The 12,337-nt window shown below is 70.6% G+C and carries 9 protein-coding genes; 7 read left to right on the top strand and 2 right to left on the bottom strand.

The annotated features are described in order from the left end of the window. Window positions 1-54: 54 nt before the first annotated feature. The gene (locus UG56_RS20955) at window positions 55-594 is read left to right on the top strand and encodes a TOPRIM nucleotidyl transferase/hydrolase domain-containing protein (protein WP_052693070.1); all 540 of its coding nucleotides are present in this window, start codon (window positions 55-57) and stop codon (window positions 592-594) included. Between the two features lie 4 nt (window positions 595-598). Here the strand turns inward: UG56_RS20955 and UG56_RS20950 are convergent, their stop codons facing one another. Continuing rightward, on the bottom strand, window positions 599-2,413 hold the full coding sequence (locus UG56_RS20950; RefSeq protein WP_045546796.1) for a hypothetical protein: 1,815 nt from the start codon (window positions 2,411-2,413) through the stop codon (window positions 599-601). A gap of 331 nt (window positions 2,414-2,744) precedes the next feature. On the opposite strand from UG56_RS20950, the gene UG56_RS20945 reads away from it, so the two are divergent. Both UG56_RS20945 and UG56_RS20940 read left to right on the top strand, forming a co-directional pair. After that, window positions 2,745-6,782 carry a carboxypeptidase regulatory-like domain-containing protein gene (locus UG56_RS20945; RefSeq protein WP_256206802.1) on the top strand — a complete coding sequence of 1,346 codons (4,038 nt, stop codon included), beginning with the start codon at window positions 2,745-2,747 and terminating at the stop codon, window positions 6,780-6,782. 139 nt (window positions 6,783-6,921) lie between these two features. Continuing rightward, window positions 6,922-8,079: a hypothetical protein gene (locus UG56_RS20940; protein ID WP_143055133.1), complete on the top strand. Its 1,158-nt coding sequence runs from the start codon at window positions 6,922-6,924 to the stop codon at window positions 8,077-8,079. Window positions 8,080-8,202: 123 nt separating this feature from the next. On the opposite strand, the gene UG56_RS20935 is transcribed toward UG56_RS20940, so the two are convergent. Then, window positions 8,203-8,778, bottom strand: coding sequence for a mismatch-specific DNA-glycosylase (locus UG56_RS20935; protein WP_045546799.1), 576 nt, complete (start codon window positions 8,776-8,778; stop codon window positions 8,203-8,205). Between the two features lie 77 nt (window positions 8,779-8,855). Between UG56_RS20935 and UG56_RS20930 the strand changes: the two genes are divergently transcribed. The 4 genes from UG56_RS20930 to UG56_RS20915 all read left to right on the top strand — a co-directional run bounded on the left by UG56_RS20930 (window position 8,856) and on the right by UG56_RS20915 (window position 12,245). Further along, window positions 8,856-9,398 (top strand): hypothetical protein, encoded by a 543-nt coding sequence (locus UG56_RS20930; RefSeq protein ID WP_045546800.1) that lies wholly within the window; start codon window positions 8,856-8,858, stop codon window positions 9,396-9,398. Window positions 9,399-9,408: 10 nt separating this feature from the next. Next, on the top strand, window positions 9,409-10,650 hold the full coding sequence (locus tag UG56_RS20925; protein WP_045546801.1) for a site-specific DNA-methyltransferase: 1,242 nt from the start codon (window positions 9,409-9,411) through the stop codon (window positions 10,648-10,650). Window positions 10,651-10,672: 22 nt separating this feature from the next. Next, window positions 10,673-11,485, top strand: coding sequence for an MBL fold metallo-hydrolase (locus UG56_RS20920; RefSeq protein ID WP_045546802.1), 813 nt, complete (start codon window positions 10,673-10,675; stop codon window positions 11,483-11,485). A 109-nt stretch (window positions 11,486-11,594) separates the two neighbouring features. Then, complete coding sequence (locus UG56_RS20915) at window positions 11,595-12,245, top strand: HNH endonuclease family protein (protein ID WP_045546803.1); 651 nt, start codon at window positions 11,595-11,597, stop codon at window positions 12,243-12,245. The last annotated feature ends 92 nt before the right edge of the window (window positions 12,246-12,337 follow it).

The raw sequence follows: 12,337 nt of genomic DNA, 5'->3' as shown, positions 1-12,337 counted from the left end.
GTGTTGCATATGTGGAACAGGCGCGCCGCCCTACCTTCTTCTAAGGTGTGCGCCATGACGCGACCGATCACGCTGCTCGTCGAGGGGGAGTCGGACAAGGCTCTGGTGGAGGCGTTGGCGCCGCGCTACGGGGTGGAGCTGGCCGAGCTCGGCATCGAGGTCGTCTCGATGAACGGCGCCGGCAACGCCGGGCGGTTCATCAAGGAGACGACGGCGGCGGGACACCGGGTCGGCGGGCTCTACGACGAGGCCGAGGAGCGCTTCGTCGCCAACGCGCTCGGCCGGCAGATCGGCGAGGATCTCTCCGGGCAGGGCTTCTTCGCCTGCCGGCGTGACCTCGAGGACGAGATGATCCGAGCGATCGGCGCGGCGCGGATCGTCGAGATCCTCGAGCTCAACGGCGAGGGCGGCAAGTTCCGTACGCTGCAGAACCAGCCCGAGCACCGCGGCGAGGAGGTCGCCGACCAGCTGCACCGCTTCTTCGGCACCGCGTCGGGGCGCAAGATCCGCTATGGCACGATCCTCGGTGAGGCCGTCGAGCTCGAGCGCATCCCGGACCCGCTGGTCGGGCTGCTGACTTGGTGCTGGGGCTGACGCCTCACGGCTCCATGTCGTCGTGGACGACGACGCGGGAGAGCTCGATGGTGCCGTCGGGACACTTCCAGAAGTGCAGCCGGCGGGCGCTCGGCGTGTGGATCTGCATCGAGACCCGGTAGCAGACCGCGCCGTCGGGGCGGGACTGTGGCGCGGCGTTGCCCCCGGCAGAGGTACGCAGCTGGTGCAGCTCGCGCCCGGTCGACTGCTCCGCGAGGCCGGTGAGCACCTCCATGACCACGTCGGCGATCTTGTCGAGGGCGATGCCCTCGAGCGCGTCGACGCTGTCGAGGAACCTCTCCCCGATCGAGTAAGCGGGCAGCGGCCGGGTGGGCTGCTCGCCGACCGGGATCCGGCGGGCCCAGGCGGCCTCGACCAGGTGACGGAAGCCGCGCTCGCGGTCGGCGAAGACGGGGAGGGCGACCTCGGGCGGCGCGGTGCGCTGCTTGGCGCGGCGCAGCTGGGAGCGCATCCGGGCCAGCTCGACGTCGCGGGTCTCGACCTGCCGCGCCGCACGGGCCAGATCCTTGGCGAACTGCACGCGCTCGTTGCGCAGCCCCGAGACCTGGTCTCGGAGCCCGGCCAGTTCGGCCTCGAGATGGGCTTTCTCGGCCTTGATGGCGGTGACCTGCAGCGACATCGACTGCACCGCCGCCTTCTTCGCCGGCGCGACCTCCTTCTCCTGCGGCGGCGAGGGCGCCGGCACCGGCGTCGGCCGGACTGCACGGACGGGCTCGCCCCGGCGGCGCGGCATCATCGCGGGAGTCGGGACCGCGGGCTTCGCCGGAGCCACGGGAGCAGGCTCGGGAACCGTCTCGGCCGGGGCCTCGACCCCCTGAGGCTCGGGAACCGTCTCGACATGGTCGACGACAGCAGGCGGCGGCGCATCCGGGTCGAGCCAGGGCGGGCCACCGGCGTACAGAGAAAGCGCCTCACGGGCCGTGTCGTGCTCGCGGACCTCGCGCAGCGACAGCCGCCACTTGGGGCCGGTGGCGATGACGCGCGCGAGCACGACCTCACCAGGAGTGAGAAGCGCCGATAGATCGTCGTCGGGGTCGCCGGTCACGTCCGAGCGGAAGACCTCGACGGTGACGTCGGGATGCAGGCGCAGGTCCGCGGAGCCGGCGAGGACGGAGCGGACTTGCGCGGGGACGATGTCGCCGGCGGCGTACGTCTTCAGCGCCTCCTCGGCGGTGGGGCGGCTCTCCCGGATGTCGAGCCAGCGTGACTTCTTCTCCAGGACGCCGTCGACGTGCATGCCGGGGGCGAGGACGCGCTCGATCGGCACTCCGGCCTGGGCGAGCTGGGGCGGTACCGAGGCCATGTCGCCACCGACGAGGTCGACCAGGGCGCGCTCGCTCATGATCGAGCGCACCGTGCCGGCGCGGCGCTCGCGGGTGGAGGCGGTGCGGGCGCTGTCGAAGAGGCCGGCGGCCGCGGCCATGTCGAGGGCGTCGTCGATGAGCTGACCGGTGAGCTTCTTGCCCTCGGACCTGTTCCAGGCGAACCGCAGCGGTGCCTGCTTCAGATCGACGTTCCAGGCCAGGCCGACGGGGTAGACCCGTCCGGCGCCGCCGTAGACCTGCGTGCCCGGCGTCATCCTGTTGGAGAAGGCCCAGGTGTGGCCGCCGGTCGTGACCAGGTAGAGGTCGGCGAGGTCGCCGATCTCGGCCGCGATCCTCTCCACGTCGGCGTAGGGGTCGGTGTGCCCGGACGCGACGGTCACCACCACGGTCGGCTTGGTGCGGGTGTCGCCGTTGAGCAACGCCGCCAGCGCCTCGGCCTCGGACGTGTTCGTCACGCGCTTGATCGCAGACATGCCCCTCCTTTCACAAAAACGTACAGCGAACGGAAAGGGGACCTACCTCAACGACCCGCGGTCTTCGCGGGGGCGTTCGAATCGGCGTCGATACCGGGGCCGGTGTCAATGACGCACCCGTGTCATATTTGACTCGCCAACCTGTCTAGACATCATGTCGCTTTTACGACATTGACAGGTATCTGCCGCTCTCCGGCGCCCTGGATGTCTTTACCTGTAACAAATCCCGAGAACGATTTCGGGCGGCAATATTCGATCCGTCCGCATTACCCGGGAAACGCGCACGATCTGATCACGGGCTCTGCCGACGGTTTCCGCAAGGAGACCCACCTTGAGATATTCACGCCTCGGCCGTTCGGCCGTAGCAGCCACGGGCATACTCGCCGCCACCGCTGCGATGCTTGCCGCCACTCCCGCATTCGCCGGCACCCCTACGGCCGACGACAAGGCCCCCGCGGCCAAGCTCACCTCCACCCTCGAGTCGAAGTTCGAGAAGTCGGACTCGGCCGACTTCTGGCTCCGCTTCTCCGACAAGGCCAACCTCGGACCTGCCACGTCCATCAAGGACTGGACCAAGCGCGGCCAGTACGTCGTCGACGCGCTGGAGAAGACGGCCAAGGCCTCCCAGGCCGGCGCCGTCGCCGAGCTCGAGTCCGCCAAGGTGAGCTACAAGACGTACGCGATCTCGAACGCGATCCTGGTCAAGGACGGCTCCGAGGAGCTGGCCCTGAAGCTGGCCGCCGACCCCGAGATCAAGACCGTCCACGAGCGGGCCAAGCTCTCGCTCGTCGAGCCGGTCAAGGAGGAGAAGGCCACCGCGGCGCCGCAGGGCACCGAGTGGGGCATCGACTTCATCCACGCCCCCGAGGCCTGGGCGCAGGGCGCGACCGGCGCCGGCATCGTCGTCTCCAGCGTCGACTCCGGGACCGACTACACCCACCCGGCCCTGGTCAACCAGTACCGCGGCAACAACGGCGACGGCACCTTCACCCACGACTACAACTGGTTCGACGCCTACGGGGACTGCTCCAGCGGTCCCTGTGACCTCGACGGCCACGGCACCCACACCATGGGCACCATGGTCGGCGACGACGGCGCCGGCAACCAGATCGGTGTCGCGCCCGACGCCGAGTGGATCGAGACCAACGGCTGCTGCGGCACCGACGCCGGTCTCCTCGACTCGGGCTGGTGGCTGCTGGAGCCGACCGACGCCGACGGCGAGAACCCGGACGTCTCCAAGCGCCCGCACGTCATCAACAACTCCTGGGGCTGGAACGGCATCGGCTACATCGACTCGTTCTTCGACGACGTGAACGCCGCCTGGAACGCAGCCGGCCAGTTCTCCTCGTGGGCCTCGGGCAACCCGGGCTCGATGTGCCAGGGGACGTCCTCGCCGGGCGCGAACACGCTCACCTACTCGGTGGGTGCGGTCGACTCCTCCGGCACCGTGGCCTCGTTCTCGGGCCGCGGTCCCGGTCAGGACGGGCTGACCAAGCCCAACATCGCGGCACCGGGCGTGAACGTACGCTCGTCGGTCCCGGGTGGTGGGTACGCCAGCTACAACGGCACCTCGATGGCCGCCCCGCACCTCGCGGGCGCCGTCGCCGCGCTGTGGAGCTACAACCCGGCCCTGATCGGCAACGTCGAGGAGACCCGGCGCCTGCTCAACGAGGCGGCGACCGACGTCGACGACACCACCTGCGGCGGCACCGCCGAGAACAACAACGTGTACGGCGAGGGCTACCTCGACCTGGCGCGCCTGATCGCCCTGGCCCCGGCCGAGGGCGGCACGGTCGCCGGGACCGTCACCAGCGGCGGCGACCCGATCGCGGGCGCGACCGTCGAGCTCGACGGTGACACCCTCGACCGCACCCTCACCACCGACGCGGAGGGCCACTTCTCGGCCGACGTCTACGTCGGCGACTACGAGGTGACCACCTCGGCCTTCGGGTTCATCACCGAGACCGGGACCGCGACCGTCACCGAGGACGCCACCACGACCGTTGACTTCGACCTCGCCGAGGCCCCGAAGTACACGGTCAGCGGCACCGTCACCAACGCCAGCACCGACGCCCCGATCGCCGGGGCCGAGGTCCAGCTGTCGCCGGGCAACCTGTCCGCGACCGCGGGCGCCGACGGGACCTACTCGTTCGCGGGCGTTCCGGAGGGGACGTACACGATCTTCACCGAGGGGTCGGGCTGCGCCGAGGCGACGAGCTCGCAGATCGAGGTCACGGGCAACAAGACCCACCCCATCAAGGTCGTCCTCTCCTACGACGGCTACGGGTACTTCTGCTCCGAGGGCTCGAGCGGCGTACGTTCCGGCACCACCGCGCTCGGGCTCGAGGGTGACGACGTGGCGGGTTCGGTGGACCTGCCGTTCAGCTTCCCGCTCTACGGCGACAGCTACACCAAGGCGTACGTCGCCTCGAACGGTCACCTGAACTTCCTCGCCTCGAGCACGGCCTTCAACAACGGCGCGATCCCGTCGGTCAGCGTGCCGAACGCGGCGATCTACCCGTTCTGGGACGACCTCGACGCCCGTGGTGAGGCGGACGTGTTCACCGGGGCGACGACCGTCGACGGCGTGGACGCGTTCGTCATCGAGTGGCGTGACGTCGTCCCGCTGAGCACGACGGACCCGCTCGACTTCTCGGTCACCCTCTTCGAGGACGGCCGGGTCGAGCTGGGCTACGGGGACCTCCCCAGCGGTGACCGGGCTCTGGGTGGCTCGGCGACCATCGGCATCGAGAACGCCGCCGGCACGATCGGTACGCAGTTCTCGCTCGACACCGCGTCGCTGAGCGACGGCATGTCGATCACCTTCGACCTGGCCCCGATGGGCACGGTCTCCGGTGTCGTCACCGACTACAACACCAAGTCCGGCATCGACGGCGCCGAGGTCACCCTGACCCCGACCGCCGGCGGTTCCGCCAAGACGGTCGAGACCGGCGCCGACGGCTCCTACAGCGTCGACACGGTCACGGGTGCGTACGGCGTGAGCATCGGCGCGCCCGACTACGTCTCGGTCAGCCGCGACGTCACCGTCGCCGAGGACGCGACCGCCACCGCCGACGCCCAGCTCAAGGCCGGCCGGCTCGCCGTCACCCAGACGGCGCTCAACGCCAGCCTCGCGATGGGTGGCTCGGTCTCCCGCAACCTGAAGATCGCCAACACCGGGTCCGCGCCCGTCGAGGTCGATCTGGGTGCCACCGGCGAGGAGGTCGTGATCCTCGGGGACAAGACCGCCTCGGCCGGCGTCACCAAGAGCGCGACCAAGAAGGCCACGGCGGTCAAGACCAAGGCGGGTGCCGGGTCGAAGGCGCACGGTCTGAGCTCCGCGTCCGGCAGCAAGAGCGGCTCGGCCGAGAAGCCCTCGGTCACCGCGATCGCGCCCACGCCGGCGGGTGAGACGACGCTGTCCCACTCGAGCTCGCACGAGGTCGTGCAGTCCAGCTCGGTCGCGTGCCCCTCGGGGACCACGACGATCCTGCGCACGTACTCGCCGGGTGACTTCGGGATCTCCGGAGGCTTCACGCCCACCAGCGTGAGCTTCGCGGTCCAAGAGACGGCCAACGGGAACACGCCGGTGACGGCGACGCTCTACACGCTCCCGGCCGGTGCCGCGTTCACCTTCGCCAACCTGACCCCGATCGGGTCGGGCACCACGACGGTGACCAGCGACTTCGGCTCGACCTACACGGTGCCGGTCGCGGCCTCCGCGGAGATCGCGCCGGACGACATCCTGGTCGTCTCGGTGGCAGGTGCGGCGGTCTACTTCGGCGGCAACCCCGCTGCCGAGACGTCGCCGACCTACCTGGCCTCCGACGCGTGCGGTACGCCGGAGCCGACCGACGCCGCGGCGCTCGGGTTCCCCGACTCCAACATCATCCTCGATGTGACCGGTGAGACCGGTGGCGGTGGCGTCGCGTGGCTGGACGTGCAGCCGCCGTCGTTCACGCTGGCGCCGGGCAAGTCGGTCACCGCCGTCGTCACGTTCGACGCCACGGTCGACCAGCCGGGTACCTACACGGCCGACGTGGTCATCGGGAACGACACCCCCTACACCGTGGCGCCGGTCCCGGCGACCATGATCGTGAAGGCGCCCTCCGGCTGGGGCAAGATCACGGGCACGGTGACGGGGTCGGGTGAGCCGCTCGAGGGCGCGGTGGTGGCCCTCGACGGTGTGTCCTACGACGTGACGCTCCGGACGAAGGCGGACGGCACCTACGGGTACTGGATGCAGAAGTCCAACGCGCCGCTCCAGGTGATCGTCGCGGCCGACGGGTTCGTGCCCGCGACCAAGAAGGCACAGATCGTGGCTGGTCAGACGACCGTCTACAACTTCGACCTGAAGCCGTTGGGCTAGCCCGACAGCGAGGCCCCGGGCACCGGTCGGTGTCCGGGGCCTTCGCGTCTTTGTTCGGAACCGCGCTGGTGGGCCTCGAATGTCGGTGCTGCGGTGTACGATCGCCGCGCCTGCGAGAACAACCCCCTAACCAGCCCCTATGCCTGAATCCTCCATGCCGGCCGTCGCCGAGATCCTGCGCCTGCGGGCTCCGTTGAGCCTGCCGGTCCTGCGCGCCGCTTTGAAGGGCAAGCGCGTGCTGCTGACCGAGGAGGAGCTGCTCGCGGTGCTGACCTCGGGTGGCTTCGTCGAGGGCCCGCCAGGGCAGTGGAGCCTCGCTCCGGCCTCGTCCCCGGCTCCCGCGCCGGCTCGGTTCAACCGGGCCTCGCTGGCCTCGCGTGCGGGGGTGGAGGGTGACGTACTGCTGAAGGTGCTGGAGACCCTGGTCACCGACCATCCCGAGGTCAACTGGGGCGCGCTGCGGGACCGGCTCGAGTCCGGCGCCGACGTCGCGGTCTCCGACCGCACCCTCGGCCTCCTGGAGGAGGGCGTACGCCGCTTCGAGGTCGCCCGGCTGAGGGCCGAGAAGCAGGCTGCCGAGGAGCGTGCCCGGGAGGCGGAGCGGCGCCGCGAGCTGCAGCAGCTGGCCGAGAGCGAGGTCGCGATGCTGCGCGCCGAGCTCGACGACGAGCGCCGGCGGGCGCACGACGCGGCGCTCGAGCGCGACCGGCTGCGCCAGGAGGCCGAGAAGCTGATGGCGCTCAAGGAGCAGGAGACGGCCACGTGGGTGGCTACCGCCGCGGGCGGCTGGATGCTTGACCTCGGGGCCCCGGAGACCTTCGGCGAGGAGAAGCTCCGCCAGGCGCTCGGCCAGCTCGAGTCGGCGCTGGTGGTGCTCAACGTGCCGGTCTCGGGCCGCGAGATCGAGGCCGTCGTGGTGCATCCCGGTGGGATCGCCGTGGTGGAGCAGTACGACATCCCCTCGACCGCCGGGGTGGTCGAGGTCCCGGCCGAGGGGGCGGCGTCCGTCGAGGGCCGCCCGCTCGAGGTCGCTGATCCCCGTGCCGACGTGCTCGCCGCCGTACGCCTCCTGCAGAAGGCCGCTTCCCTGGACCTCGCCTACCTGCCCGTGCTCGCCTTCCAGGGGCCGGCCGAGGCCGAGGGCGAGGACGTGCTCGTCTGCCTCACCTCCGAGGTCGACCTCGCCGTCGACGACATGCTCCACTCCCAGTCCGCGAGGGTCTCGGCCGACGATGCGGTCGCGCTGCTGGCCAAGCTCGGGGTCCCGGAGCTTCCCCAGCCGCCCTCGGGTTTCTGACCCCCCGCCGAGACGTCAGTTGCGTCGGCCGAGACGTCAGTTACGTCGGCCGAGTTGGCACGCGTGTGCGCACTCGAACGACGTAAGTGACGCTTCGGCCGACGGGAGTGACGTCTCGGCGGGTCAGGTCAGGCCGGCGGCACGGGCGGCCTCGGCGTACGCGGCGGCGAGGCTGGGAACGGTCTCGTGGGCGTTGAGGCCGGAGGGGTTGGGTACGACCCAGAGCTCGGCGCCGGCCAAGGGCTCGGGCTGGCGGCCCTGCTTGGCCTTGGGGCGGTTGAACGCGGTGCGGTAGGCGGTGATCCCGGCGATCGCGACGACGATCGGTTTCCGGCGTGCGACCAGGGAGAACAGCTCGGCTCCGCCCTCCTTGAGCTCGGCGTTGGTGAGCTCGGAGGCCTTGGCCGTCGCGCGCCGGACGATGTTGGTGAAGCCGATGCCCCGGGCCCGGAAGTAGTCGCGGTCCTCCGGCGTCATCCCCGCGGAGGCGTCGATCGGGCGGGTGGTGATCCCGGCCCGGTAGATCGCGGGGTAGAAGCGGTTGAGCGGGTGCGCGAAGTGGGTCTGGGTCGCCGCGGTCCACAGGCCGGGGTTGATGCCGACGAAGAGGAGGCGCAGCGGTTGGTCGTCTGCCGGGAGGAGGTCGGGAACCGAGGCGCCGTAGTAGGTCTGGAGCTCGGCCTGGGTGAAGCGGGCCACGGCGTGATCCTTCCATCTGGATAACGACGTGCGCCGCGGGGGTGCAACAGCCGGGTGCCGTGGGGAGTATGTGGAATATGCACCCCACGCGTCTTCTCCCACTCGCACTCGCTGCGACGGCGCTCCTCGTCACCGCCTGCGGCACCTCCGACGAGGCGAGCGATCCGGCCGCGAGCCCCACGCCCTCGGCCTCGTCGTCTCCGTCCGGAACCACCGAGCCGAAGCCCCAGCCGGAGCCGTCCCGGCCGCCCAGCTCGGAGAAGCCGGTCCGCGGCCTGGTATCCGCTGGAGGAGCGGCGGAGGGTGATCTGGAGAGGACCGCGACGCCGCTCCCGGACGCGGCCGCGATCAAGGCGTACGCAGCGACTCTCGGCACCTCGCTCCAGGAACCGTTCGCCACGAAGGCGACCTCGCTGCTCGGGCAGGTCCCGGCGGGCCAGCGACTCTACGCCCAGACGGTCTACGACGGCTGCGAGGCGCCGGACCCGGCCACCATCACCGCCTCGACGAGCGGCAGCGACGTCGTCCTCCACGTCACCCCGCCGAAGAGCACCAAGATCCAGTGCCTGGTGGCCGAGCGATCGGTCGCGTTGCTCTCGACCGATATCCCGGTCGGCTAACGTTCCCCGCGTGGGGGAGCCGTGGAACACCTTCGTCGAGGGCGACAACCTCGACGTTCTCCGGGCGCTCTCGGTGGCAGGGGAGACCTTCGACCTGATCTACATCGACCCGCCCTACAACACCGGCAGCCTCTTCGCCTACCACGACGACCGGCGCGGGAAGGACGGCAAGCGGGCGGGCCGCCACGAGGCCTGGGTCGCCATGATGAGGCCCCGGCTGGAGGCGGCGCGCACTGTGATGTCGGAGCGCGCGGCGATCTACGTCTCCATCGACGACAACGAGGCGGCCCATCTCAAGGTCCTGATGGACGAGGTCTTCGACGAGCGCAACCAGCTCGCGCAGATCGTGGTCAACCTCAACCCCAAGGGCCGCCAGCTCGGCAACGGGTTCGCGACGTCCCACGAGTATCTGCTGGTCTACGCCAAGGACGCCCGGTCCTGTGCGCTGGAGTCCAGCATCCCCGAGGCCGTCAACGAGCAGGACTTCCCGCTGGTCACCGACGACGGGCGCCACTACCGGCGGCTGCCGCTGCGCAACACCAACAAGAAGTTCAACCCGGCGACGGCGCGTACGCTCCACTTCCCGGTGTGGGGCGACCCGGACTCCGGCCGCGTCGATGTCGAGCCGTTCGACGGCGGCCAGGAGATCTGGCCGGTCTTCGGTGACGGCCGCCCGGCGGTCTGGCGGTGGAGCGCCCCGCTGATCGCGGCCCGTCCCGACGACCTGATGTGCCGTCGCGTACGCGGGAAGTTGGGCGAGCGGATCGACGTCTACCAGCGCGACTGGCTCTCCCGCGACGCCTCGGGCGATGCGCGGCGCAAGAAGCTCACCACGATCTGGCTGGCCGAGGAGATCGGCTCGACCGACTCCGCGGTCGCGGAGCTGAAGGCGCTGGTGGGGCCGCTGTTCGAGTCGCCGAAGCCGACCGGCCTGATCCGGCGGATCCTGGCCACGATGCCGGCCGACGCGCGGGTCCTCGACTTCTTCGCCGGCTCCGGCACCACCGGCCACGCGGTCGCGCTGGCCAACGTGGAGGACGGGACGCGGCGTACGTGCTGGTCGGTCCAGATCGCCGAGACCACCCGGCCGGGCTCGAACGCGGCCAAGGCCGACCTGGCGTACGTCTCCGACATCACCCGCGCGCGGCTGCGGGCCGTGGTCGCGGCGTACGGGAACGGCGGCGCCGAGGAGCTGGTCGAGCGCGACTTGGATGAACTTCTCGGAACATCTGGTGCGACGCGAGGCGCGTAGAACGCGTGGCAGGATCGCGGCCATGGCCCCCAGCGTTCCGCGCCTCCAGATCGGCTCGACCGAGATCATCGCCCTCGCCGACGGCGAGGGCCCGTTCTTCTCTCCGCGCGTCGATGCCTTCCCCGAGGCCACGACCGCGCAGTGGGCCGAGGTCGACCGCTACGACCCGGGCGCGGTCGACGCCGAGGGCCGCTGGCGGCTCCAGTTCCGGGCCTACGCGATCCGCAGCGACAAGGGCCTCACTGTCGTGGACGCCGGGATCGGTCCGGCGGACGGCCCGGCCGCGTCGTGGGCGCCGGTGCCCGGTGTGCTTCCTGACTCACTCGTCGCTGCGGGTATCGACGCGGCCGAGGTCGACACCGTGGTGCTCACGCATCTGCACACCGACCACGTCGGGTGGGCGGTCGTGACCGAGGCCAGCGACCGCCGCCCCTACTTCCCGAACGCTGACTACCTGCTCCAGCGGGCCGAGTACGACGCGCTCGACGCGCTCAACCCCCAGCTTCGCGAGACTCTCACCGACCCGCTCACGGCGGCCGGTCGGCTCCGGCTCCTCGACGGCGACACGCCCCTGCGCACCGGGCGCGCGGTCGCCACCCCCGGTCATACGCCGGGGCACCAGAGCGTGCTGGTCGCCGAGGGGCGCGAGCTGGCGCTCGTCACCGGCGACCTCCTCGTACACGCGCTCCAACTGCTCCACCCCGAGCTCGCCTACGCGCACGAGGTCGACCCCGAGGCGGCCAGGCACTCGAGGGAGCGCCTGCTCAGCCGCGAAGCCGCCGCCACGCTTCACCTGGCGACGCCGCACCTGACGGAGCCGTTCGTCTCGGCGTGATCGCGCCCCTGGGTGAACTTCTCGAAACATCTGGTAACCGCGTTACACGGGGCGCGTAAAACGCGGCATCGTCTAGGGGCGACCGAACACCTCACCTCGGGAGACCCCCATGAAACTCCGTGGCCTGTTCATCCTTGCTTGCGGCGCCCTCGTGCCGCTCACGATCCCGGCGGCAGCACACGCCGAGTCCTACTCCCAGCCGCTCTCCACCGCCATCGGCGACCTCCCCGTCGCGGCCGAGAACCGCACCGGCTACAGCCGTGACCTCTTCCAGCACTGGATCGACGCCGACGGCGACGGCTGCAACACCCGCAACGAGGTGCTGATCGCGGAGGCCGAGGAGGCCCCCACCGTCGGCTCGAGCTGCTCGCTGTCGGGCGGCCGCTGGTACTCCTACTACGACGGTGTCTCCTGGACCGCCACCAGCGACATCGACATCGACCACATGGTCCCGCTCGCTGAGGCCTGGGACTCCGGCGCCCGCACCTGGACCTCGACCGAGCGGCGCGACTACGCCAACGACCTCGGCTTCTACGGCTCCCTCGTCGGCGTCACCGACAACGTCAACCAGGCCAAGGGCGACCAGGACCCGGCCGAGTGGATGCCCGCACAGCAGAAGTGCCGCTACCTGAAGGAGTTCGTCTCGGTGAAGATCCGCTGGCGTCTCTCCGTCGACAGCACCGAGAAGTCGGCCCTCACCAACCTCACCTCCGCCAACGGCTGCGGCAGCCAGACCGTCTCGGTGACCCGCGCCCGCTGACCCCCGCCGAGGCGTCAGTCCCGTCGGCCGAGGCGTCAGTCCCGTCGGCCGAGGCGTCAGTCCCGTCGGCCGAGGCGTCAGTCCCGTCGGCC

It is taken from the genome of Nocardioides luteus (genome assembly GCF_000960475.2).
GTDB classification, from domain to species: domain Bacteria; phylum Actinomycetota; class Actinomycetes; order Propionibacteriales; family Nocardioidaceae; genus Nocardioides; species Nocardioides luteus_A.
Note: the sequence above shows the minus strand (reverse complement) of the source record. Positions and strands in the feature narration are given on the sequence as shown.